This is a genomic window from Mesorhizobium sp. SARCC-RB16n (assembly GCF_008520305.1).
Taxonomy (GTDB): Bacteria; Pseudomonadota; Alphaproteobacteria; order Rhizobiales; family Rhizobiaceae; genus Mesorhizobium.
In genome coordinates, this window is record NZ_ML703283.1 from 55,182 (window position 1) to 76,684 (window position 21,503).

Annotated in this window: 23 protein-coding genes and 1 tRNA gene; 11 read left to right on the forward strand and 13 right to left on the reverse strand. The window is 62.6% G+C overall.

All coding sequences use genetic code 11. The features are described from left to right. The first annotated feature begins 31 nt into the window (after nucleotides 1–31). Both C7I87_RS26090 and C7I87_RS26095 read left to right on the forward strand, forming a co-directional pair. Nucleotides 32–925: a D-alanyl-D-alanine carboxypeptidase family protein gene (locus tag C7I87_RS26090; protein WP_149906922.1), complete on the forward strand. Its 894-nt coding sequence runs from the start codon at nucleotides 32–34 to the stop codon at nucleotides 923–925. Between the two features lie 189 nt (nucleotides 926–1,114). Beyond that, nucleotides 1,115–2,038, forward strand: coding sequence for a DUF1003 domain-containing protein (locus C7I87_RS26095; protein ID WP_149906923.1), 924 nt, complete (start codon nucleotides 1,115–1,117; stop codon nucleotides 2,036–2,038). 172 nt (nucleotides 2,039–2,210) lie between these two features. Here the strand turns inward: C7I87_RS26095 and C7I87_RS26100 are convergent, their stop codons facing one another. Next, entirely contained in the window at nucleotides 2,211–2,597 is a 387-nt protein-coding gene (locus C7I87_RS26100; protein WP_140508222.1) for a c-type cytochrome, read from the reverse strand. 325 nt (nucleotides 2,598–2,922) lie between these two features. Here C7I87_RS26100 and C7I87_RS26105 point away from each other — a divergent pair, with 325 nt between their 5' ends. Then, the gene (locus C7I87_RS26105) at nucleotides 2,923–3,765 is read left to right on the forward strand and encodes a DUF2189 domain-containing protein (RefSeq protein WP_149906924.1); all 843 of its coding nucleotides are present in this window, start codon (nucleotides 2,923–2,925) and stop codon (nucleotides 3,763–3,765) included. 131 nt (nucleotides 3,766–3,896) lie between these two features. Here C7I87_RS26105 and C7I87_RS26110 read toward each other — a convergent pair whose 3' ends face one another. The 6 genes from C7I87_RS26110 to coxB all read right to left on the reverse strand — a co-directional run bounded on the left by C7I87_RS26110 (nucleotide 3,897) and on the right by coxB (nucleotide 8,995). Further along, entirely contained in the window at nucleotides 3,897–4,367 is a 471-nt protein-coding gene (locus tag C7I87_RS26110) for an aminoacyl-tRNA deacylase (protein WP_149906925.1), read from the reverse strand. 105 nt (nucleotides 4,368–4,472) lie between these two features. Then, entirely contained in the window at nucleotides 4,473–4,853 is a 381-nt protein-coding gene (locus tag C7I87_RS26115; protein WP_149906926.1) for a cytochrome C oxidase subunit IV family protein, read from the reverse strand. A 9-nt stretch (nucleotides 4,854–4,862) separates the two neighbouring features. Then, the gene (locus tag C7I87_RS26120) at nucleotides 4,863–5,585 is read right to left on the reverse strand and encodes a heme-copper oxidase subunit III family protein (RefSeq protein ID WP_149906927.1); all 723 of its coding nucleotides are present in this window, start codon (nucleotides 5,583–5,585) and stop codon (nucleotides 4,863–4,865) included. 39 nt (nucleotides 5,586–5,624) lie between these two features. Further along, entirely contained in the window at nucleotides 5,625–6,329 is a 705-nt protein-coding gene (locus C7I87_RS26125; protein ID WP_149906928.1) for a cytochrome c oxidase subunit 3, read from the reverse strand. Beyond that, entirely contained in the window at nucleotides 6,326–8,101 is a 1,776-nt protein-coding gene (locus tag C7I87_RS26130) for a cbb3-type cytochrome c oxidase subunit I (protein ID WP_149906929.1), read from the reverse strand. Before C7I87_RS26130 ends, C7I87_RS26125 begins: the two co-directional genes overlap by 4 nt. A gap of 48 nt (nucleotides 8,102–8,149) precedes the next feature. After that, nucleotides 8,150–8,995 (reverse strand): cytochrome c oxidase subunit II, encoded by an 846-nt coding sequence (gene coxB, locus C7I87_RS26135; RefSeq protein WP_149906930.1) that lies wholly within the window; start codon nucleotides 8,993–8,995, stop codon nucleotides 8,150–8,152. Nucleotides 8,996–9,447: 452 nt separating this feature from the next. Between coxB and C7I87_RS26140 the strand changes: the two genes are divergently transcribed. After that, nucleotides 9,448–9,524, forward strand: a tRNA-Arg gene (locus C7I87_RS26140). Between the two features lie 154 nt (nucleotides 9,525–9,678). Then, nucleotides 9,679–10,443 carry a DUF5131 family protein gene (locus C7I87_RS26145; protein ID WP_149906931.1) on the forward strand — a complete coding sequence of 255 codons (765 nt, stop codon included), beginning with the start codon at nucleotides 9,679–9,681 and terminating at the stop codon, nucleotides 10,441–10,443. Here C7I87_RS26145 and tcmP read toward each other — a convergent pair. Next, nucleotides 10,388–11,332, reverse strand: a complete 945-nt coding sequence (gene tcmP, locus C7I87_RS26150) for a three-Cys-motif partner protein TcmP (RefSeq protein WP_149906932.1) — start codon at nucleotides 11,330–11,332, stop codon at nucleotides 10,388–10,390. The genes C7I87_RS26145 and tcmP overlap by 56 nt on opposite strands. A 450-nt stretch (nucleotides 11,333–11,782) precedes the next feature. Between tcmP and C7I87_RS26155 the strand changes: the two genes are divergently transcribed. From C7I87_RS26155 to C7I87_RS26165, 3 genes are all read left to right on the forward strand, one after another. After that, on the forward strand, nucleotides 11,783–12,544 hold the full coding sequence (locus C7I87_RS26155) for an SDR family oxidoreductase (protein ID WP_149906933.1): 762 nt from the start codon (nucleotides 11,783–11,785) through the stop codon (nucleotides 12,542–12,544). Between the two features lie 88 nt (nucleotides 12,545–12,632). Continuing rightward, nucleotides 12,633–12,944 carry an ArsR/SmtB family transcription factor gene (locus C7I87_RS26160; RefSeq protein WP_015314540.1) on the forward strand — a complete coding sequence of 104 codons (312 nt, stop codon included), beginning with the start codon at nucleotides 12,633–12,635 and terminating at the stop codon, nucleotides 12,942–12,944. Nucleotides 12,945–12,946: 2 nt separating this feature from the next. After that, nucleotides 12,947–13,432, forward strand: a complete 486-nt coding sequence (locus tag C7I87_RS26165) for an SRPBCC family protein (protein ID WP_149906934.1) — start codon at nucleotides 12,947–12,949, stop codon at nucleotides 13,430–13,432. A gap of 36 nt (nucleotides 13,433–13,468) precedes the next feature. Here the strand turns inward: C7I87_RS26165 and C7I87_RS26170 are convergent, their stop codons facing one another. The 3 genes from C7I87_RS26170 to C7I87_RS26180 all read right to left on the reverse strand — a co-directional run bounded on the left by C7I87_RS26170 (nucleotide 13,469) and on the right by C7I87_RS26180 (nucleotide 16,217). Continuing rightward, entirely contained in the window at nucleotides 13,469–14,269 is an 801-nt protein-coding gene (locus C7I87_RS26170; RefSeq protein WP_149906935.1) for a class I SAM-dependent methyltransferase, read from the reverse strand. A 119-nt stretch (nucleotides 14,270–14,388) separates the two neighbouring features. Continuing rightward, a complete protein-coding gene (locus tag C7I87_RS26175; protein ID WP_246696410.1) occupies nucleotides 14,389–14,904 on the reverse strand; it encodes a hypothetical protein in 516 nt (171 codons plus the stop codon). A gap of 182 nt (nucleotides 14,905–15,086) precedes the next feature. Further along, nucleotides 15,087–16,217 (reverse strand): LacI family DNA-binding transcriptional regulator, encoded by a 1,131-nt coding sequence (locus C7I87_RS26180; protein WP_188393997.1) that lies wholly within the window; start codon nucleotides 16,215–16,217, stop codon nucleotides 15,087–15,089. Between the two features lie 620 nt (nucleotides 16,218–16,837). On the opposite strand from C7I87_RS26180, the gene C7I87_RS26185 reads away from it, so the two are divergent. The 3 genes from C7I87_RS26185 (at nucleotide 16,838) to C7I87_RS26195 (ending at nucleotide 20,476) form a co-directional block, all read left to right on the forward strand. After that, a complete protein-coding gene (locus C7I87_RS26185; protein ID WP_149906937.1) occupies nucleotides 16,838–17,800 on the forward strand; it encodes a sugar-binding protein in 963 nt (320 codons plus the stop codon). Nucleotides 17,801–17,923: 123 nt separating this feature from the next. Next, complete coding sequence (locus tag C7I87_RS26190) at nucleotides 17,924–19,468, forward strand: sugar ABC transporter ATP-binding protein (RefSeq protein WP_149906971.1); 1,545 nt, start codon at nucleotides 17,924–17,926, stop codon at nucleotides 19,466–19,468. Between the two features lie 12 nt (nucleotides 19,469–19,480). Continuing rightward, nucleotides 19,481–20,476: an ABC transporter permease gene (locus C7I87_RS26195; protein WP_149906938.1), complete on the forward strand. Its 996-nt coding sequence runs from the start codon at nucleotides 19,481–19,483 to the stop codon at nucleotides 20,474–20,476. A gap of 4 nt (nucleotides 20,477–20,480) precedes the next feature. On the opposite strand, the gene C7I87_RS26200 is transcribed toward C7I87_RS26195, so the two are convergent. Both C7I87_RS26200 and C7I87_RS26205 read right to left on the reverse strand, forming a co-directional pair. Then, nucleotides 20,481–20,696 (reverse strand): hypothetical protein, encoded by a 216-nt coding sequence (locus C7I87_RS26200; RefSeq protein WP_149906939.1) that lies wholly within the window; start codon nucleotides 20,694–20,696, stop codon nucleotides 20,481–20,483. Beyond that, nucleotides 20,693–21,448 carry a COG4280 domain-containing protein gene (locus C7I87_RS26205; protein WP_149906940.1) on the reverse strand — a complete coding sequence of 252 codons (756 nt, stop codon included), beginning with the start codon at nucleotides 21,446–21,448 and terminating at the stop codon, nucleotides 20,693–20,695. The genes C7I87_RS26200 and C7I87_RS26205 overlap by 4 nt, the downstream gene beginning before the upstream one ends. Nucleotides 21,449–21,503 lie beyond the last annotated feature (55 nt).

Consider the following 21,503-nt stretch of genomic DNA (forward strand, 5'->3'; position numbering starts at 1 on the left):
CAGCAACAGCATCGCTAGAACAGTCCAGCCCTTGTCCTTCCCGCGTCTCTTTCCGCTTCTCCAGAAAATCCTGGCTGCCCTGGCCCTGGCGGCCATGGCTGCCGGCTGCTCGACCATGACCCCGCCCGACAGCGTGCTGGCCGTGCCGGCGCCGCCGCAGAAATACGCGGCCATCGTCGTCGATGGACGGAGCGGCAAGCAGCTGTTCGAAGTCAATTCGACGGCGCAGCGCTATCCGGCCTCGCTGACCAAGATGATGACGCTCTATCTGCTGTTCGAGGCGATGGAGACCGGCCGCGTCACCAAGGAGACGCGGATCCCGGTTTCCGACCACGCAGCCTCGCAGCCGCCGACCAAGATGCGCTTCCGGCGCGGCGAGAGCATCGACGCCGATTCCGCCATCCGCGCCATCGTCGTCAAATCGGCCAACGATGTCGCGGTGGCGGTGGGCGAATATCTCGGCGGTTCGGAGGACCAGTTCGCCGCCATGATGACATCCAAGGCGCGCTCGCTCGGCATGAGCAGCACCACCTTCCGCAACGCATCCGGCCTGCCCGACGACGGCCAGGTGACGACCGCGCACGACATGGCGGTGCTCGGCATGTCGTTGCAGCGGCGCTTCCCGCAGCACTTCCATTACTTCTCCGAAAGCGACTTCATGTTCCGCGGCAGGCTGGTGCGCGGCCACAACGACATGCTCGGCCGCGTGCGCGGCGTCAACGGCATCAAGACCGGTTACATCAGGGCCTCCGGCTTCAACATCGTCACCTCCTACGACGCCGACGGCCGCCAGCTGATCGTGGTGGTGATGGGCGCCGACAGCGCCCGCCAGCGCAACGACCATGTCGAAGCGCTGATCCAGCGCAGCCTTTCGCCCACCATGGCCGACACCAAGACAAGGCTGATGTTCGCCGAACAGCAGTAGGGCAGCGAGGAGCGGAGCCTTCCTTGGTTGGGGAGGCTTCGGCCAACTCCGAAAACCCCGCAGCCGGCTATTGTCTTGCGACTGTCACGCAATCGTGCGGAAGACGTGGCATAGGCTGCGGAATCCGACAGTGGATATGCCCCGCCGCCATGGCGTAGTCTAGACACAGCACGACAGCAGGAGCCCATCATGAGCACCGTTCCCAAGGCATCCGAGCAGAAGTCGGCCGACAATGAGAACGACAGCGGCGGCGAGTATTTCGAGGCGACGACCACTGAAGCGGACCTGCATGAGGTCTCCGACGAGCATTTCGACACGCCCGAAGTGCCGGATTCCGAACCCGCCGGCCCCGGCGCGTCGCGGCTGAAGCCGAAGAAAAAGCCGTCGGCGATCTCAGGCCGCAAATTCCGCAAGCGTGACCTTGTGCGCATCGACACGCTGCGCCCGAGCCTCGCCGACCGCATCCATGCAGACCACCCGGATCTGCCCAAGGGCGCCCGCATCAGCCGCGAGGAGCTCGGCCGCTACCGCATGCGCTACATGGAGGAGCTGCTGCAGCAGGAGCACGGCGAGTTTTCCGAGCTCGACCGCCAGGTGGTGGAATCGATCGCCCGGCAGGACACGATTTCCGAAAACAGCGAAGAAGAATTCGAGGAGCACCGGACGTTCGCCGACCGCGTCTCCGACGGCATGGCCGCCTTTGGCGGCAGCTGGTGGTTCCTGATCTCGTTCGGCAGCGTGCTTCTGGTGTGGATCGGCATCAATCTGTTCGAGGGCACGACCGGCGCCTTCGATCCTTATCCCTTCATCCTGCTCAACCTCGTGCTCTCCTGCATCGCCGCCATCCAGGCGCCGATCATCATGATGAGCCAGAAGCGCCAGGAGGTGAAAGACCGCCTGCGCTCCTTCAACGACTACCGCGTCAACCTCAAGGCCGAGCTCGAAGTGCGCCACCTGCACGAAAAGCTCGACTACCTGATCTCGCGCCAATGGACGCGACTGGCGGAGATGCAGCAGATGCAGCTCGATGCCATGCACGAACTGGCGAGTGCGAAGAAGGTGAAACGGGCGGTACGGGGGCGGCGGCCGGTGAAGAGCCCGGCGGGGGAGTGAGGGGTGGTGCCGTCCGAAGGCCGGAGCTGCGATCGCCGCAAGCCAGCCGATCGCCTCGGGTGCGGCAACTTTCGCATGTCTCTGGCATGAATTCGCTACAGCCTCGGCAAGCATCACCCGCCTCCGAGTCCAGCAAAGGCTCAGGCATTCGAGTTCCGCCGGCCCCGCCCCTCTACTGCTTGGCGGCGGCTTCCAGGTAGGCGATCACATTGGCGATGTCGGCATCGTTCGGGAGCCCGGCGAAGGGCATCTTGTTGCCGGGCACCTTTGTCTTCGGCGACTTGATGTATTCAGCGATATTGGCCTCGTCCCAGACCAGGCCGCCTGCACCCGCCTTCTTCATCGCGTCGGAATATTTGGCCTGGAAGCTCGGCAGCGAACCTGCCTTCCGGCCGATGACGCCGTGCAAGGATGGACCGATCTTGTCCTTGTCGGTCGCCGCTTCATGGCAGACCATGCATTTGGTGAAGATCTTCTTGCCGGCATCGGCATCGCCCGCTGCAAAGGCCGGAGTGGTCGCGATAAATGAAATTGCAAGAAGGGCCGCGGTCAGTCTCATGGCATTCTCCTCCCTCAAATCGGCGCTGTCCGCGCCGTGGATGCTATCGCATGTCGCCCGAAAGTAACCTCGGTTTTGGGACAGCGACATGCATAAGGCTAAAATTAGCGGGTTGCATCACTCCTTTTCGACGCCACGCGCTTCAATGCCGCGCACGGTAACGCGTCATGCGGTATTTAGGTTGCAGACCGGGGGCCGAACGCGACAAGGTCTGGGAACAATGCTATGATCCCGACGGTGCAGGTCGCGGTTTGGCGTGGCCAGTCACGCAGACGGCAGCACCGAAAGCCGCGACCGAACCGGGCTCGATCCTGGAGGAATGGTCATGGCAAATTTCCATGTCTACGCAGCAGGCACCGGCAGCAAGCTCGAACATCCCGCTATCCGCCGGATAGGGGTTGCGGATGTTTTTGACGCGCTTCGCCGGGGATTTGACGATTTTTGGGAAAAACCCTCGCACTACGTCTTTTTATGCCTGATCTATCCGGTTGCCGGTATCGTGCTGATCACCTGGAGCTCCGGCGGCAACGCGCTTCAGCTCGTCTATCCACTGATGACCGGCTTCGCGCTTCTAGGCCCCTTCGCCGCGCTTGGCCTCTACGAGATCAGCCGCCGGCGCGAACAGCAACTCGACCCGTCGTGGCGACATGCCTTCGACGTCCGAAAATCGCCCGCCATGCCGGCTATCGCCGCTCTAGGGGTCATGCTGGTGGTGCTGTTCATCGCCTGGCTGGTAACCGCGCGCGCGCTCTATGCATACCTCTATGGCGACGCCGCGCCGGCATCGTTCTTCAGCTTTATCGCAGATGTGCTGACCACGCAGCGCGGCTGGACGCTGATCATTCTGGGCAACCTCATCGGTTTTCTGTTTGCCCTCGTCGTGCTCAGCACCACGGTCGTCGCCTTCCCGCTACTCCTCGACCGCGACATCGGCGCCTACGCGGCCATCGAGACTTCGGCGCGAGCGGTCATGACGAACCCCGTGCCGCTGCTGCTGTGGGGTCTCATCGTCGCCGTTGCGCTGGGTCTCGGCTCGCTGCCGCTGCTCGTCGGGCTGGCCGTGGTCCTGCCCGTGCTCGGCCATTCGACCTGGCACCTTTACCGCAAGCTGATCGAACCGGCGCCAGCCCCTGTCCCAGCCAAGGCAAAAATACGCAAAGGGAGCTGATCCGATTTGCCCAGTGCATGCGCGCAAAGTGACGCGGCAACGACATGCACAAATAGAGGCGGCGTCGCCTTGCCGCCGATTGCTCGACGAAGGAGAGGCGCCCACCGTGTAAAGAGGCGGGCGCTTCTGGTTCACGCCGGATGGCTGAAGCGAGCGACCCGCGCATCCCTCAGCAGATTGCGGAAGTCGGCGCCCGTGACATGCACCAGCGTCTTGTGATCGCCGGCTTCGAAATAGACATCGCCTTCCGCGCCAAAGCTCTCGTCGAGAATGACCGGCACGCCATAGGCGGCGCCCAAGGGCGGCACGGCGCCAATGTCGCAGTCGCTGAACACCTCTCCGATTTCATCTTCGGAAGCGAGGCCAAGCCGTCTGTCGACCACGTCCTGCAACGTATTGAACTCGACCCGATGGCTGCTCGGAACCACCGCCAGCGCATAGCCCATCTCGTGATGGACCAGCACCGATTTGGCGAGTCGGCGGCCCGGAACATGCGCTGCCTGCGCCGTCTGGCTGCTGGTCGAGGTTCGGTGGTGGGCAACGGTATCGTAGGCGATGCCCTTGCCGGCAATATAGTCCTGGAGTTTCCTTGCGATCGTCATCGTAGGCGCCTTTCTGTTGGAGGTGGGGACGCGTCTGAGAACGAGGCAACCATTGTCCTCCCGTCACTTTTCCTGTCAACGAAGAAACGCGATCCGGCGAGCGGTCTATGGCCCCATGCCGAATGACAGGACACGGGTGAGTTCGGTGTAACCGGACTCGAGAACCATGATCCAAACGAACACCAGGATCAGCAGTGGCGGCACCAGGATCGCATAGGCAAGCGCCAGCCGCTCCCAGGCCATGTGCATGAACACGGCGACGATCAACCCGGCCTTGAGCATCATGAAGGTAATGATCAGGCCCCATCTGAGATGGCCCTGGAGGCCGAAATAGTCGATGCTGTATGAGCCGGCGCTGAGGATGAACAGCCAGCCCCAGACGACGAGATAAAGCCTGATCGGGTGCTGCTGGCCTTCCGCGTGTCCCACCTGATGCAAGGGAGCGTGTCCTTGCAGCCCTTGTTCCCGTGCTTCCGCCTGTGCCATCGCTCCACCTCACCAAAGATAGAAGAATGCGAAGATGAATACCCACACCAGGTCGACGAAGTGCCAGTAGAGCCCCATGATCTCGACGCTCTCGTACTGGCCGCGCCGGCTGGTGAAGAACCCGCGCGCGCCGGCTTCGAAGTCGCCGCGCCACACCTTGCGCGCGGTGATCAACAGGAAGATCACACCGATGGTCACATGGGTGCCGTGGAACCCGGTGATCATGAAGAAGGATGAACCGAATTGCACGGCGCCCCAGGGATTTGTCCAGGGCCGCACGCCCTCGGTGATGAGCTTCGTCCACTCGAAAGCCTGCATGCCGACGAAGGACGCGCCCAGGGCGGCGGTGAGCAGCATCAACGCCGCGGTCTTCCTGCGATCGTGCCGGTAGCCGAAATTGACCGCCATGGCCATCGTGCCGCTCGACGAAATCAGCACGAAGGTCATGATCGCGATCAGGATCAGCGGAATGTCCTGGCCGAACAAGTGCAGCGCGAAAACCTCGCTCGGGTTGGGCCAAGGCACCGTCGTCGACATGCGCGCGGTCATGTAGGACAACAGGAAGCAGCCAAAGATGAAAGTGTCGCTGAGCAGGAAGATCCACATCATGGCCTTGCCCCAGGAGACGTTCTTGAACGCCCTCTGGTCGGATGACCAGTCGGCCGCGATGCCGCGCAGGCCTGGCGGCCGCGGAGCGACCGGTGCGGCGTGTTCCAGCGTGGTCTCGGCCATGAGCATTTCCTCCTTGGGTATGGCCCGTCGCGCGGCCGTCTAGGTCAAGAGCCCTCGGCAGATGTCGATCACATTATCCGCCCAGCCCATGAGCACGCAGAAAAGCACCAGCCAGACGGCAAGCAGGATGTGCCAGTATGTCGCGCAGAGCTCGGTCGACAGAACGAGGCTTCCGGACCGGGCGCCTTGCCATGCGCGCACATTGACCCGGCCGAGCGCCACCAATCCGCCGATAATGTGAAGGCCGTGCATCGCAGTCAGGAGATAGAAGAAGCTGGCGGCCGGGTTCTCTGTCGCGAAATAGCCTTCGGCGGCGAAATCGCGCCAGGCGAGCAATTGCCCAGCCAGGAAAGCCACCGATGCCAGGGCGCCGGCGAGAAGGGCAAGCCGGAGATTGTCCAGTTGGGCTTTGTGCGCGGCAGACACCGCGCCTTGCAGCGCCAAGCTCGCCAGCACCAGCATGGCGGTGTTGAGCCACAGCAGCCTCGGGGCTGGAGCGGCCTGCCAGTCGGCATAGTCCATGCGCATGACATAGGCGCTGATCATAAGCGCGAACAGCGCGCCGACCACGGCAAGGAACACGCCGAGCCCGATCTTGGCCGGATGCACGAGCGACGCTTCCGTCTCGGGAAACGCCGTGACCGGCCCGGCCTCGAGCCACGGCTTGGACATCAGCCGCTGGCGCGACAGCCACCAGCCGACAACGCCGGTTACGGCGGCCAGGAGGATCAGGATCGCGATCATGCGGGGCCGCCTTGCGTCAATGGGCGCGGATCGTTCTGCGCAATGAAGTCTTCCGGCGCGCCGGGCACGCTATAGTCATAGGCCCAGCGGTAGACCACGGGCAGTTCCTTGCCGAAATTGCCGTGTGGCGGCGGCGTGCCGGCCGTCTGCCACTCGAGCGTCGTCGCCCGCCACGGATTGTCGCCTGCTGGCCGCCCGTGGCGAATGCTCCACAGCAGGTTGAACAGGAATACCATCTGGGCGAAGCCGACGATCAGCGCGGCCACGGTGATGAACTCGTTCAGCGTATGCACCGAAGGCGGGACGAAGGCCGTATCGCCGAGCTCGGGATAGCGGCGCGGCACGCCGACCAGCCCGATATAGTGCATCGGGAAGAAGATCATGTAGGTACCGATGAAGGTCACCCAGAAGTGGAAGCGGCCCATCGCCTCGTTGAGCATCCGGCCGGTGATCTTGGGGTACCAATGATAGATTGCACCGAATACCACCATGATGGGTGCCACGCCCATCACCATATGAAAATGCGCGACGACGAACATCGTATCCGACAGCGGCACGTCGACCACCACATTGCCGAGGAAAAGCCCGGTCAGCCCGCCATTGACGAAGGTGACGATGAAAGAGAGCGCAAACAGCATCGGGATGGTCAGGTGGATGTCGCCGCGCCACAATGTCAGCACCCAATTGTAGACCTTGATGGCGGTGGGGATGGCGATGATCAGCGTGGTGGTGGCGAAGAAGAAGCCGAAATAGGGATGCATGCCCGAGACATACATGTGGTGCGCCCAAACGACGAAGGAGAGCGCGCCGATGCTGATGATCGCCCACACCATCATGCGATAGCCGAAGATGTTCTTGCGCGCATGCGTGCTGATGAGGTCGGAGACGATGCCGAAGGCGGGCAGCGCCACGATGTAGACTTCAGGATGGCCGAAGAACCAGAAAAGGTGCTGGAACATGATCGGGCTGCCGCCATCGTGCGGCAGCGGGGTGGCGCCCATTTCCACGATCGCCGGCATGAAGAAACTCGAGCCGATCACGCGGTCGAACAGCATCATCACGCAGGCGACGAAGAGCGCCGGGAAGGCCAGCAGCGCCATGACCGTGGCGGTGAAAATACCCCAGACGGTCAGCGGCAGGCGCATCAGCGTCATGCCGCGCGTGCGACCCTGAAGCACGGTCACCACATAGTTGAGGCCGCCCATGGTGAAACCGATGATGAACAGGATCAGCGACACGAGCATCAGGATGATGCCCCAATCCTGTCCGCCGGGCGTGCCTGAGGTAATGGCCTGCGGCGGATAGAGCGTCCAACCGGCGCCTGTCGGCCCCCCCGGCGCAAAGAAGCCGCCGACGAGCACCAAAACGGCAAGCAGATAGATCCAGTAGCTCAGCATGTTGACATAGGGAAACACCATGTCGCGTGCGCCGACCATCAACGGAATGAGGTAATTGCCGAAGCCGCCAAGGAACAGCGCGGTCAAGAGGTAGATCACCATGATCATGCCGTGCATGGTCATGAATTGATAATACATGTCCGGCGAGATGGACGCGAAAGTGTCGGGAAAACCAAGCTTCAGGCGCATCAGCCAGGACAGCACCAGCGCGACGAGCCCGATGGACAGCGCCGTGCCGGCATATTGGATGGCGATGACCTTGGCATCTTGTGAAAAGACGTATCTCGTCCACCAGCTGTGCGGGTGATAGAGTTCCACCTCCGCCACTTCCGCGGCCGGAATGAAGTCTGCTCCATGAGGCGTGACGTCAACCATCCCTGAACCTCTCCGCTCTTTCCGGTCCTCCTCGGGGCCGGTTTATGCTTACTCTGCCTTCGCCTGTGCCGTCGCCGGTGCGGCAAGCACGCCCACTTTGGCAGGTGCCGACATCTGGGCAAAGGTCGACTGCTGCTTCAGCCAGGCCAGATAATCCTCCTGGGTGTCGACCTTCACGACGCCACGCATGAAAGCGTGACCGACGCCGCAAAGCTCGGCGCAAAGAACTTCGAAACTCCCTGTCTTGGTGGGGGTGAACCAGAAATAGGTGACCGTGCCGGGAACCATGTCCATCTTGGCGCGGAACTCCGGCACGTAAAAATCGTGCAGCACGTCGATCGAGCGCAGCAACACCTTGACCGGCTTGCCGATCGGCAGATGCAGATCGGTCGCCACGACGACGACATCGTCCTGACCGTTCGGGTCCTGTGGGTTGATGCCAAGCGGGTTCTCGGAACCGATGAGCCGGGCGTTCGAGGTGCCAAGCTTGCCGTCGGCGCCAGGCAAGCGGAAGCTCCATTGCCATTGCTGCGCAACGACCTCGATCTCGGTCGCGTCCTTGGGAACGGTGACGAACTGGCTCCACACGAACAGCCCAGGCGCCAGCAATGCTGCGACGCCGACAGCGGTGACCACGGTCAGCCAGGATTCGAGCTTCCTGCTTTCGGGCTCGTAGTGCGCCTTCTGCCCTTCCTTGTGCCGGAAGCGGTACACGCAATATGCCATGAACAGCACAACAGCGGAGAAGACCGTGCCGGTGATCCAGAATGTGATGACGAGAGTGCTGTCGATATAGCCCCAGTTGGAGGCTATCGGCGTCCACCACCAAGGGCTCAGCACATGGAACAGCACCGAGCCGACGACAATCAGAACGAGTACGAGCACAACGGCCATCCTCGGTTCCTCCCGGCATTCCGAGGGACTCTGTCCCGCAGGAAGGCCGCGCCCATTATGCGCGACTTACCTCGGGAATACTAGGGGATGTGGCTGGCGGGGGGAACGTCATACTTTGCAGGGCGACGCGCGGCGGACGGTGAGCGAGGCGGGCAGCGAGGGACAGCGCGGATTGACCCGAAGAAGCGGGCTGCGACGCCCTCGGAAAGGCTTGGGTTCCTCGCCCCCGGGAGTGGGGGTCCGAAGGACGGTCGAGACCCGTGGCTCGCCCCGGCAAGGTGGCTCGACGGAGCGGACACGGAGAGGGGAGAACCATACGCGAAAGAGTCCTCGCCTTACGAGGGAAATCTCCAATCCTCAATTGCCCGTTGAAGCCCGCGCCCGCTTCCGCTAAGAAGCCGTGACTTGCCGGTTCACCGGCTGGTTCGTTTTCCGGGCTCTTCGTCCTGAAAGCACCCGTAGCTCAGCTGGATAGAGCGCTGCCCTCCGAAGGCAGAGGTCACAGGTTCGAATCCTGTCGGGTGCGCCAATAAATCAAAAACTTGGCCCGCATCGCGAATATTGTCGGCGGCATCTCCGCGCGCCGTTCCCACATAGTGCGCATTGAGCCCCTTTCTCGTCCAGGGAAACGGAAATTTCATAACCTCAGATTAACCATGATCGACAACTAGGAGAATTGTCCTATGGCTGAAACTTCGATCGAATGGACCGACGCGACGTGGAACCCAGTTGCAGGCTGCACTATCCTAACTTCGGGCTGCACCAATTGCTATGCAATGCGCATGGCCGCTCGGCTTGAGGCGATGGGCCAGGAGAAATATCACGGCCTGACCCGCAAAAGTGGCGGCCGCGCGAAATGGACAGGGAAGGTGACGCTCGATCCGAAGTCACTCGCCACGCCGGCGACGTGGAGCAAGCCGCGTCGGGTCTTTGTCAATTCCATGTCCGATCTGTTTCACGCCGATGTGCCTCCCGATTTCATTCGCCAAGTTTGGAGTGTAATGGATGAGACGCCGCGACATACCTATCAAATCCTCACCAAGCGGCCAGAGCGCATGGCGGAAGTTCTGACACGCGGAGACTTTCCGGTGCTGCCAAATGTCTGGCTCGGCACAAGCGTGGAGGACAATCGTGTTCTCGATCGATTGGACGAATTGCGCAAAGTTCCTGCTGCTATCAGGTTTGTTTCGCTCGAACCTCTAATCGGCTCGGTTGCGGGTGCCGATCTGACCAATATTAATTGGGCTATCGTTGGCGGCGAGTCCGGGCCGAACTCGCGCTATATGGATCCACGCTGGGTCGATGAAATTGAAACGATGTGTCGGCGTTCCGGCACGGCCTTCTTCTTTAAACAGTGGGGCGGTCGCAATAAGAAGGCGACTGGTCGCACGCTCAACGGCCGGACCTATGACGAGATGCCTGCGGCTTCGGTGCATATTTCCGGTTGACATAGCGGACAAATTTTTCGGCAAGCTCAGTCGCCTTTGGGTCAGGATTGGCCACAGCCAAGAACAATGAAAAGGTATGGCCGCCATGCGGGGTCATGATTGGAAGCGATTCCGACACAAACGCGAACGTCTCCCTGAGCAGCCCTTCAAACCACTGATCGATTTGCTTTTTGCTGACGGTTCTCTGAGCGGTCGCGGGTTTCTGAGGCGCATCAAAGAGGCTCGCGAAGATGTCGGTTTGCCCGGAAGGATTTTCCGGCTGCATGGCGTACAGGTCCCGCCATCGCGGACTGAGAACGCGATCAAGCATGCCTTCCTTGTTGCCGACCCCAGCTAAGTCATGGGCCAACTGCCGGGTGACAGCCGCAACATTGAATAGATACCATATATCAAGGCATTCGGTTTGGCTGAGTGCTTTCAGGGTCGACCAATCGACTTGCATGGAAAAAGGATCCAGAAAAACGACGCCGCGCGAGCGACTACGCGATTTGCTGGTCCAGGGAGCTTTTCCGATGATCTCCAGCAATTCATTATTGGCGTCACCGCGAAGGACTTGAATTTCCGCATCTGGCCAATCAGCCTGAACAGATTCCAGCGCCGCCGCACGTTCAGGATCCTTTTCGATAAAAATAAAATGTTTGAACGGCGGCTCGATTTTGAGGCCGCGCCGCGCCGAACCGTCTAAAGTTTCAATGACGGTTTCGATCTCGCGCCCCTCGAAGATGCCCCCGACCTGGCGCTCCGCCTCCCGATCGCCAGAACCCGCAAACGCATCAATGTACCATAAGTCCATCTTTGCCCACGTCAGGGCCTTTGTGTAGCATTGCAAGTAGTATTCTACCGCGTCTAGTTTTATCTCTGACCACGGCCCGCCGTATTTGTGCGCCATGTCTTGTCCCACCCTCTCGATTCTAGCTGATCTAACTATTTTTCCGAATGCATCACAAGTGTTGTGGACTGCAAGCACCGGGCGGAGTTGGGGTCAGGGGGGCAAGCCGACGGTCGGCCTTATGGGGACCGCGAGCTAGCAAGAATGTCGACTAGGCTTTCATTGGATCTTCAATGCGATGAGCGGTCGGCTGCGGAAGCGTGCGGAACACGCCAGCCCGAACGCGCTTGAAGCGGCAGGTAACTCAATTCGCGAACGGCCTCGCCTCATGTCCCCTTTCAGGGCACCTTGCTCTCCTTTGCAAAGGGCTGAAGGGCAATCCTTCCATTGGAAACGACCGCCACCAATCTCGCTGGAGCGGCAAATATGCTACATCGAGTGTCGCCGATTGCCGCCTTCGACTGCGCCCATCCACCAACAAAGCGATAGATCCCTCCCAAGGAGCCTGACTTGGCCACAGCTACCCCCACCAGGCGCGTCCTGATCACCGGCGCTGGCGCTGTCGACGGCATCGGCTTTGCCATTGCGCGCCGGTTTGGCCATGGCGGGCATGCGGTTTTCCTGACCGGCGCCAGCGCGCGGGTGCTGGAGCGCGCTGGCGAGCTTCGCGGCGAGGGCATCGATGCCACGGCCGCGGTCGCCGATCTCACCATTGCCGCTGAGGTGGAGCGGCTGTGGGCCGAGGTCGGCGCTGTCGATATCCTGGTCAACAATGCCGGCATGGGATCGCTGGCGTCGCCGTCCGTCGACAAGACTTTCCTGGCGATGAGCGAGAGCGAGTGGGACCAGGGCATCGAGACCAGCCTGAAGACCGCGTTTCTCGTCACCAGGGCGTTTCTGCCGGCGATGGTCGAAACGGGGTATGGGCGCATCGTCAATGTCGCATCGGTGACTGGGCCGCTTGTCTCCTACCAGGGCAGCGCCGCCTATTCCGCGGCGAAGGCCGGGATGGTCGGCCTGACCCGAACATTGGCGCTGGAAGTGGCGCGTCACGGCGTCACCGTCAATGCCGTGGCGCCCGGCTGGATCGAGACAGGCGCATCGAGCGAGCCGGAGCGGATAGCGGCCCTGCATACGCCGCCGGGGCGCGCCGGCCGGCCGGATGAGGTCGCGGCGGCAGTCGTGTTCCTGGCCTCCGAGAGCGCCAGCTATGTCAACGGCGCCTTGCTTGTCGTCGACGGCGGCAACAGCCTTGAAGAACGCAAGGGATAGACGTCGCGGCCAGTTGATGCCCCTGGTAGATTCGACCCGCCAAGCACCACCGCTTGACTCAATCATCAGTCCACACTAATCATAAGTGATGACTGTTGATAGCGCACAGCTTGCCGCCCTGGGCGATCCGACCCGAAGGCAGATCTTCGAGCTTATCGCGGAGCGGCCGCGCTCGGTGGCGGAGGTCACGCGGCAGGTCAGCGTGTCGCAGTCCGCGGTGTCGCAGCATCTGAAGGTGCTTCGGGATTCGCGGCTGGTGCGCGCGGAGCCGAAGGGCGCCAGCAACGTCTACCACATCGATCCGCACGGGCTTGGCCAGATGCGCGCCTGGCTCGACCGGTTCTGGAGCAAGACGCTCGCGGCCTACAAGCTGGCCGTCGAGACCCCGCCAGAGGAGTGACCATGAACACCCAGATCCCCATCACCTCCGTGAAGCAGTCCGTCGTGGTCGAGGCGCCGATCGAGCGCGCCTTCAAGGTTTTCACCGAGGATTTCGGCAGTTTCAAACCGCCCGAGCACAATCTGCTTACAGCACAAATCGCCGAGACGGTGTTCGAGCCCCGGGTCGGCGGCCACGTCTATGACCGCGGCGTCGATGGCAGCGAGTGCCGCTGGGCGCGCGTGCTGGCCTATGAGCCGCCCAACCGCGTGCTCCTGAGCTGGGACATCAGCCCGCAATGGCGCATCGAGACCGACCCGGCCAGGGCCAGCGAATGGGAGGTGCGGTTCACCGCCGAAACGGCTGAGCGCACCCGCGTCGAGATCGAGCACCGGAATCTGGAGCGCCATGGCCAGGGCTGGGAAGGCGTCCGCGATGCCGTCGCCGGCGATCAGGGCTGGCCGCTCTACCTGCAGCGCTATGCCGAATTGTTTGCTCGACAGGCCTGACCGCGGCTTTTAAAAGGCGCTTCGCCGCATGTGCGGTCAGGGCACAACGCCCCTGCACGCCCAGGCCACATTGGCGAACGACCTCGGCCCGTCCGGTCGCCCGGCCTCATAGGCATCGCGGACGACAGCCTCGGTGCGCTCGCGCTCGGCTGCCTCCAGCGTGGTCATATATTTGCCGAGCGGTCCCTCGCCGGCTGATATCGGCGCCCAATAGTCGGCGAAATCCTGGTAATCCATGCGGATCATCAGCTCGGTTTCGGTGACGTCGGCCAGCCCCTGCTCGATGAAAGTCCGTTTCATTTCGCCGGGCTGCATCATCGGCTGGAAGCAATAGCGGCTGCGCATCTGGCGCCCGCCTTCGCTGAGCGCCGCCACCGTGTCGATCATCATGCGCATGCCGGCCATGCCGCCGAGATGGTCCCACACCACGGCCGCGACCACGCCGCCCGGCCGCGTAACGCGGCACATTTCGGCAACCGCCTTGCCGGCTTCCGGTACGAAGTGAAGCACCAGCAGCGCCAGCGCACGGTCGAACGCATTGTCGGCGAACGGCAAGGCGGTGGCGTCCGCCTGCTTAATTTCGATGCGCGGATCGGTATTGCGCCGCTTTGCCGCCTCGACGAAAACAGGCGAAAAGTCGATCGCCGCGATCGCCGCGAGCTCGGCGGATTGCGCCAGCTCGAATGTCAGGCTGCCGGTGCCGCAGCCGACGTCGAGTATTTTTTCGCCTGGGGCGAGCCCGGCGAAGCCGATGAACTTGGGCGCGAGCTTTCGGCTCCAGCGGCCCATGAGTTGCTCATATCCGGACGCGTCATGAACGGTGAAACTCGACGTCATATGCCCTCCCCTTGGCTGGAGGCGCAGGCTAGACCTCTATCAGGATGAAGCCAAGACGCGGGAGCACGGTGAATGCCAGCATCCGGGGCGGGCTAAAGCTTGGCGATCGGATGGCGCCCTCAAGAGGAAGGAATATGCGGCTCCTCCACCAGGTAAAACCGGTCCTTAGGCGAGAAATCCGTCACCAGGAACGAAAACGAGGCGGTTTCGAGCGGGTCTACCTTGCCTTTGCGGAACAGCAGCCTGTCATAGGGTTCGAAGTCGCGTTTGAATTCGGCGAAGCTGTCGGACTTGATCATGCCGCTCTCGCGCTCCGCCTGGTCGAACGACAGCCCGTCGCCATAATCGCTCGGCCTGTTCATGATCGACTGCAGCTCGAATTCGAATTCGATCCAGGCGTCACCGCTGTTGTTGAGGGCGACGATCTTCAGCGGCAGGAAGCCGGTCGTGTAGTCGCCGGAGGTTCCGAACGGCTGGATCGGCCTGGCGGCCCGTATGGTCAACGTAACCGGGTCCGCCGTCTCCAGTTCCTCGGTGATGACGATCGGGTCGTCGCGCGTTCCAGCGCCCTTGGCCGAAAGGATCCTGAAACCGCCAAGTTCGTCGGAGAACGAGTAGGCGCCGGCTTGGACCATCCTGATCCCGTCGGCCTCGGCGCGCGGGCAGCTTGCGGCCAGCAAAGCCGCACACACCTGCACACAGCGCAAGCCTGGACCCGTCATGCCGCAAGTATGAACGACAATTGCCCGGCCGCATACTGGAATGACATGCCTGATGGGGTCGTGGTCTATTGGCCGGCTGAAAGAATGGTGCTGCCTCAGCCCCCTATCCGCCCCACGCTCTCCCGTTCCACCAGCGGGCACTCCAGCTTGGTGATCGGATAGCGCCCCCGTCCCGCCACCGCCGGTGCTTCCAGCTGCTCGATCGCCCATTGACCCATCGCCATGTGGGGCAGGATCGAGGTGGTCAGCGGCGGGAAGAGATGGCGGGCGATTTCCTCGTCGTCGTAGCCGACGACCGAGATATCCTGCGGAATGTGCAGGCCGGCTTCCTTCAGCGCTTCGTAGCAACCGATCGCGGTGCGGTCGTTCTGGCAGAAGATGGCGGTGGGGCGGTCTTTCAGGGCCAGCAGCTTTATCGTTGCGGCGTAGCCGGCGCTGGCCGACCAGTCGCCCTCGACCACCAGCTCCGGATCAAAGGGGATGTCGGCGGTGGCGAGCGCGCGGCGGTAGCCTTTCAGGCGGTCCTGTGCGGCCTGCATCCAGGGTTCGCCTGTAATGGTGGCGATGCGGCGGTGGCCGTGACTGATCAGATGCCGGGTCGAGCTCTGGCCGCCGGCGATCTCGGAGGGCACCACGGCGGGGAAGGCATAATCCGACGTGTAGCAGTTGAGCAGGATGACCGGGATGTCGAGGCCGTAGAGGAAGTCGGGCGCTGTGATCTCGCGGGTGAAGATGGTCATGTAGATCAGCGCCGAAATGCCCCGCCTGGTCAAAGCCTGTATGGCGCGCGGCTCCATCACGGCGTCGCCCATGGTCTGCGCCACCAAAAGCACGTTGCCGGCGTTCCACGAGGCCTGGCGCGCTCCCTCGATGGCGACGACGGCTTCCGGGCTGGTGGCGAGCTGATCGACGGCGAAGCCGATCACCCCGTCGAGTCCGTCGAAGGCGGGTCCACCAGAGGCGGAGCCCTCGAGGGCGGCAACCGGCTGCTTCAGCGCCGAGAAGGCGGGCGCGCTGTAGCCGAGCGCCCGCGCCGCCTCGATCACCCGCTCGCGGGTCTGCTGCGACAGGCGGATGCCAGGCGTATTGTTGAGCACGAAGGAAACCGTCGCCTGCGAGCAGCCGGCGGCGCGCGCAATGTCGGTCATGGTGACGCGGCCTTTGGGCTTTGCCGGTGCCTTGCGGCGCTTCGCAGTTGCGATGGCCGGATCCGTCGTCTCGCTCATGCAGCAGATGTCCCCCGATCCCCAGCCTGTCTAGCGACGGCCGGCAGGGCCGGCAAGATGACGTGAAGCTGCCGGCTCATGGGAGCATCGAGTTTGTTTATAAGTATTATCATACTTGCGGTCCATCGTTCATGCAGGCTCGGGCCTCGAAAAACCCAGGATCGCAAGGCTCCGTCTCGGCGTGATAGAGGTCCTTGAACCGGCAAATCTGCTCGAAGGCACACCCGCGCGCCACCGCGCCGATCCTTGCTAATAGTGTTTACTAATACAAAAATGCGCTGTACCGTCAATCCATCGCATCCAGCCCGGACGGACCTGGGTGCGTTGGGAGTATTTGTGAACGGCCCGATGGCGAGGGGATATTTGCCCCCGCCAGCTTTGTCTCAGATATGTGATATGTCAGACAAATCGGACTATTTACGAATGAAGAATGGTTGTCTAAAGTCCGTGGCCGTGGCTGGAAACGACGCCATTCTTTTCAGTGTCGGGAACCCTTGAGGAGGAGGGGCGTCCAGGCCGCGAACGGTAATTCCAAGTGAGCTAGGCAATTCCAGTGAGCAAGACATTCTAGTGAGCAAGACGGGTCAGCCCGGTGGCTGGACCAAAACGGGAGGTAGAACATGAAATCCTTGATACGCAATGCATCCGTGGCCGCCGCGGCCCTGGTTGTCGGCCTGACGGCGACGGCCATCGCGCGCGCCGACGACAAGCCGACGCTGGCCTTCGTCGTCAACGGCGCTTCCGATTTCTGGAAAGCGGCCGAAGCCGGCGTCAAGAAGGCCCAGGGCGAACTGCCCGACTACACGCTCGAACTCAAATACCCCGAACAATCCTCGGTCGCCATCCAGCAGCGGCTGATGGACGATCTCGTGACCGCTGGCGTCAAGGGCATCATGGTCTCGGCCGTCGATCCCAAGACCTCTACCGACGGGCTGAACAAGATTGCCTCGGAGACGGCGCTGTTCACCACGGACTCGGATGCTCCGCAGACCAAGCGCGTCGCCTATATCGGCTCGTCCAATGTCGACGCCGGCAAGCAGGCAGCCGAAATCGCCAAGAAGGCGATGCCGAATGGCGGCAAATGCCTCGGCTTTGTCGGTCTGCTCGGCGCTGACAATGCCAAGGAGCGCATCCAGGGCATGAAGGATGGCCTCGCCGGCACCAAGATCGAACTCGTCGACGTGCGCGGCGACGACATCGACCAGGCGCGCGCCAAGAAGAATGTCGAGGACGCGTTGGTCGCCAGCCCCGACGTCACCTGCATGGTCGGCTTCTATTCCTACAACACGCCGCGCATCTATGAAGCGCTGCGCGACGCCGGCAAGCTCGGCTCGATCACCGTCGTCGGCTTCGATGACGATCCGATCACGCTGGGCGGCGTCAAGGAAGGCACCATTGCCGCCACCGTGGTGCAGCAGCCCTTCGAATGGGCCTATCAGGGCATGAAGCTGATGGCCGCCTACCTCAAGGGCGACAAGTCGGGCATCCCGGCCAATGGCTTGATCATCATCCCGACCAAGATCATCGGCAAGGATGATGTCGACGCCTATGCCAAAAATCTGAAGGCGATGGCTGGAAACTGAGACCACAGGCAGTTCAGCCGGCTCAACTTCGGTCGAGCCGGCTGCTCTCGCATTGACGAACCCTGCCGGGGTCGTCAGTCTGCAGAACGGGCCGTTTTGGCCCACCGGCTGCTGTCAGGCATGATGAATTATTCCGACACATCCATCGCGGCGACCACTCCGTTCCTCAGCCTCGAGAACGTGCGCAAGACCTATCCGGGCGTCGTGGCGCTCGACGGGTTTTCCATGGAGGTCAGGCCCGGCGAGGTCATCGGCCTGGTCGGCGAGAATGGCGCGGGCAAGTCCACGCTGATGAAGATCCTTGGCGGCGTCACCACGCCGGACACCGGCACCATCACCGTCGACGGCATCGCCCATAAGGACCTGACGGTCGAAGGCAGTCTTGGTTCCGGCATCGCCTTCGTCCACCAGGAACTCAATCTGTTCGACAATCTCGATGTCGCCGCCAACATCTTCTTCGGCCGCGAGCCGCTGCGCGCCGGGCCGCTAAGGCTGGTCGACCGCGCGAAACTGCGCGAAATGGTGGCGCCGCTGCTGAAGCGGGTCGGCGCCAATTTCTCCGCCGACACGCAGGTCGCGGATCTGTCTCTGGCGCAGCAGCAGATGGTCGAGATCGCCAAGGCGCTGTCGATCAAGGCAAGGCTGGTCATCCTCGACGAGCCGACATCGAGCCTGCCGATCGCCGAGACCGACAAGCTGCTCGACGTCATCAAGGCACTGAAGGCCGACGGGATCAGCGTCATCTTCATCTCGCACCGCCTGCATGAGATCGAGCGAGTCGCCGACCGCGTCATCGTGCTGCGCGACGGCATGCTGGCCGGCACGCTGGGCAAGCGCGACATCAACCACGACCAGATGGTCAAGCTGATGATCGGCCGCATGCTGAAGGAGCGCGAGAAGGCCTCCGAGGCCGGGCGGGCGCCAGGCGCCGTGGCGCTGTCGGCCAAGGCGGTGCGCACCCCGACCTACCCTAGCCGGCCGGTCGATCTCGATGTCAGGCGCGGCGAAATCCTCGGACTGGCCGGCCTCGTCGGCTCCGGCCGCACCGAACTGGCACGGGTGTTGTTCGGCATCGATGCCAGCCTTGGCGGCACGCTGGAGCTCAACGGCAAGCCGCTGGCGCTGGCCAGCGCAGCCGATGCCGTCGCGCAAGGCATTTTCCTCGTGCCGGAAGACCGCAAGCTGACCGGCATCCTGCTCGACCTGTCGATCGCCCAGAATATTTCACTCCCCAATTTGCCGGCACATGCGAAGCGCGCGCTTGTCTCGAACAGCGCGGAAGTCGTTACCGCCGAAAAGCAAAAGAAGAATCTCGGCATCAAGGCGCCTTCGGTGCAGACGCGCACCGGCACGCTGTCTGGCGGCAATCAGCAAAAGGTCGTGCTCGGCAAATGGCTTGCCATGAACCCGAAGGTGATGATCCTCGACGAGCCGACGCGCGGCATCGACATCGGCGCCAAGGCCGAGATTTATGGGTTGATGCGGGCGCTGGCCGATGCCGGCGTTGCCGTGCTGATGATCTCCAGCGACATGGAAGAGGTGATCGGCGTCTCCGATCGCATCGCCGTCATGCATGAGGGCCAGATCTCGGGCATTCTCGACAAGGATCAGTTCAGCCAGGAAAACGTACTGCTGCTGGCGGTGGGCAAGCCGGCAAACAGGCCGTAAGCGGAGACGACGATGACAAAGAAAGATCTCGGCCTGCTGATCCTGATCCTGGTGGTCGGAGCAATCGTTGCCATCATCAATCCGCGCTTCCTCTTGCCGATCAATCTCGCCAACACCTCAAACCTCATCGGTCTTTTTGGTATCCTGTCGATCGGCCAAGCCTTCGTCATCATCACCGGCGGCATCGAGCTGTCCGTCGGCTCCGTCGTCGCGTTGCTTGGCACGCTGTTCATCGACTTCATCGCCGTGCGCGGCGTGGGATGGCCGATCGCCTTCGCGCTGATCCTGGTGCTCGGCGCTATCATCGGCCTGGCGCATGGCTGGCTGATCACGCGGCTCAAGCTGCAGCCCTTCGTCGTCACCCTGTGCGGCCTGTTGATCTATCGGGGCGTCGCGCGTTTCTACACAGCCGACGGCACGGCGGGCTTCGCCTTCGGCCAAAATTTTCCAACGCTTGAATTCCTGACCGCCGGCCGCTCGTATGGCGTGCCGAACTCCTTCTTCGCGCTGGTCGTCATCGCCATCGTCATGTGGGTGGTGCTGCACCGCTCGGTGTTCGGGCGCTATCTCTACGCCATCGGCAAGAACGAGGAGGCGGCGAAATATTCGGGCATCCGCACCGGGCGCGTCGTGATGGCGGCTTACGTCATCTGCGGCGTGCTCACCGCGCTGTCGGCGATCTATTTCGCCATGTATACCCGCTCCATCTCGCCGGCCAGCCATGGCCAGTTCTACGAACTCTACGCCATTGCGGCCGCCGTGCTCGGCGGCTTCTCGCTGCGCGGCGGCGAGGGATCGCTGATCGGCGTCATCCTCGGCACTGTGCTGCTGCAGGAATTGCAGAACCTGGTCAACCTGCTCGGCATTCCCTCCTCGCTCAACTTTGCCGTGATGGGTGGCGTCATCCTCATCGGCGTGCTGGTCGACCAGCAATGGGGCGTGTTCCGCGCGCGCCGGCGGATGGTCGATGCCGCCCGCAAGGGCGCGGTCGGCGCGGCCGCGGAGTAAGTAACTACCTGCTGCTCTGGCGTGCCGCGCGGCGAACGCTTTGCAAGAGGATGGCAAGGCAGCCGACCAGCAGCAGCGCGCCGCCAAGCAGCGGTGGCAGCGCCAGGAGCTTAACCCCCGCGGTGACGGCGGCCACCAGGACCAGCGCCAGCAGGGCCAGATTGCCGTCATCGACGAACATGCCGAAGAATTCCCTGGCAACGAGACGAATGACGTTCATCGGGCGAGCCCTCCGGCGGCTGTGGGATAGGTGCCGCGCAGCCAGCGCACCATCGCAAAGGAGGCCAGCGCGACGATGGCGAAGATGGCGAGCAGGGCAAGATCGGCACCCGGCCAGTCGGCGCCGATCCCCTCGCCGGTCCAGAAGATGCCGAAGCTGGTGAGCATCAGCCCGACCACGAATTTCAGCGCATTCTCCGGCACGCGCGCCAGCGGACGGTGAACCGCCAGGCCGACAAGCATCACCAGGATGAAGGCCGCCAGCGCGCCCATGCTGGCGTACAGAGTCTGCCCGTGCGCCGCGCCGACGGCAATGACGATGAACACCACCTCGACACCTTCGAGCAACACCGCCTTGAAGGAGGCCAGTCCGGCGAGGTAGTCGGCACGCCGATCGTTGGCCTGCCGGTGCAGTGCGGCGGTTTCCTTGGCGAAGGCCGCTTCCTCGTCATGCAGGGCAATGACGCCGACGCTGCGCAGGATGGCCTTTCGCAACCAGCGCATGCCGAACAGGATCAGCAACACCCCGACGGCGAACTGCAGCGTCGTGATCGGCACCAGCGCCAGCAGCGGCCCGAACGCCAGCACCAGGGCCGCCAGCACCGCCAACGCCAGGGCAGCGCCCGTCAGTGCCGGACGCCAGCTGCGTGTCACCCCGACCGCGAGCACGATGGTGAAAGCTTCGACGACCTCGACAAGGGAGGCAAGAAATGCCGCCGTGATTGTCGAGAGGATGGGTGTCAGTGTCTGCATCAAGGCTTCCTGTCTTGTCTCGTTCGACCATGATCTTTTTGGCCGGTCATTTCCA

What these genes read in the sequence shown, in the direction of transcription:
- coxB (WP_149906930.1), bottom strand. Translation starts at nt 8,995, where the DNA reads ATGGCCGTTGTGCTCGTACTCGTTCTGATTGTCGTCGGCTCGGTGCTG.
- C7I87_RS26190 (WP_149906971.1), top strand. Translation starts at nt 17,924, where the DNA reads ATGAATTATTCCGACACATCCATCGCGGCGACCACTCCGTTCCTCAGC.
- C7I87_RS26130 (WP_149906929.1), bottom strand. Translation starts at nt 8,101, where the DNA reads ATGGTTGACGTCACGCCTCATGGAGCAGACTTCATTCCGGCCGCGGAA.
- C7I87_RS26185 (WP_149906937.1), top strand. Translation starts at nt 16,838, where the DNA reads ATGAAATCCTTGATACGCAATGCATCCGTGGCCGCCGCGGCCCTGGTT.
- C7I87_RS26115 (WP_149906926.1), bottom strand. Translation starts at nt 4,853, where the DNA reads ATGGCACAGGCGGAAGCACGGGAACAAGGGCTGCAAGGACACGCTCCC.
- C7I87_RS26205 (WP_149906940.1), bottom strand. Translation starts at nt 21,448, where the DNA reads ATGCAGACACTGACACCCATCCTCTCGACAATCACGGCGGCATTTCTT.
- C7I87_RS26170 (WP_149906935.1), bottom strand. Translation starts at nt 14,269, where the DNA reads ATGACGTCGAGTTTCACCGTTCATGACGCGTCCGGATATGAGCAACTC.
- C7I87_RS26165 (WP_149906934.1), top strand. Translation starts at nt 12,947, where the DNA reads ATGAACACCCAGATCCCCATCACCTCCGTGAAGCAGTCCGTCGTGGTC.
- tcmP (WP_149906932.1), bottom strand. Translation starts at nt 11,332, where the DNA reads ATGGCGCACAAATACGGCGGGCCGTGGTCAGAGATAAAACTAGACGCG.
- C7I87_RS26180 (WP_188393997.1), bottom strand. Translation starts at nt 16,217, where the DNA reads ATGAGCGAGACGACGGATCCGGCCATCGCAACTGCGAAGCGCCGCAAG.
- C7I87_RS26175 (WP_246696410.1), bottom strand. Translation starts at nt 14,904, where the DNA reads ATGGTCCAAGCCGGCGCCTACTCGTTCTCCGACGAACTTGGCGGTTTC.
- C7I87_RS26100 (WP_140508222.1), bottom strand. Translation starts at nt 2,597, where the DNA reads ATGAGACTGACCGCGGCCCTTCTTGCAATTTCATTTATCGCGACCACT.
- C7I87_RS26120 (WP_149906927.1), bottom strand. Translation starts at nt 5,585, where the DNA reads ATGGCCGAGACCACGCTGGAACACGCCGCACCGGTCGCTCCGCGGCCG.
- C7I87_RS26195 (WP_149906938.1), top strand. Translation starts at nt 19,481, where the DNA reads ATGACAAAGAAAGATCTCGGCCTGCTGATCCTGATCCTGGTGGTCGGA.
- C7I87_RS26145 (WP_149906931.1), top strand. Translation starts at nt 9,679, where the DNA reads ATGGCTGAAACTTCGATCGAATGGACCGACGCGACGTGGAACCCAGTT.
- C7I87_RS26200 (WP_149906939.1), bottom strand. Translation starts at nt 20,696, where the DNA reads ATGAACGTCATTCGTCTCGTTGCCAGGGAATTCTTCGGCATGTTCGTC.
- C7I87_RS26125 (WP_149906928.1), bottom strand. Translation starts at nt 6,329, where the DNA reads ATGATCGCGATCCTGATCCTCCTGGCCGCCGTAACCGGCGTTGTCGGC.
- C7I87_RS26095 (WP_149906923.1), top strand. Translation starts at nt 1,115, where the DNA reads ATGAGCACCGTTCCCAAGGCATCCGAGCAGAAGTCGGCCGACAATGAG.
- C7I87_RS26105 (WP_149906924.1), top strand. Translation starts at nt 2,923, where the DNA reads ATGGCAAATTTCCATGTCTACGCAGCAGGCACCGGCAGCAAGCTCGAA.
- C7I87_RS26160 (WP_015314540.1), top strand. Translation starts at nt 12,633, where the DNA reads ATGACTGTTGATAGCGCACAGCTTGCCGCCCTGGGCGATCCGACCCGA.
- C7I87_RS26110 (WP_149906925.1), bottom strand. Translation starts at nt 4,367, where the DNA reads ATGACGATCGCAAGGAAACTCCAGGACTATATTGCCGGCAAGGGCATC.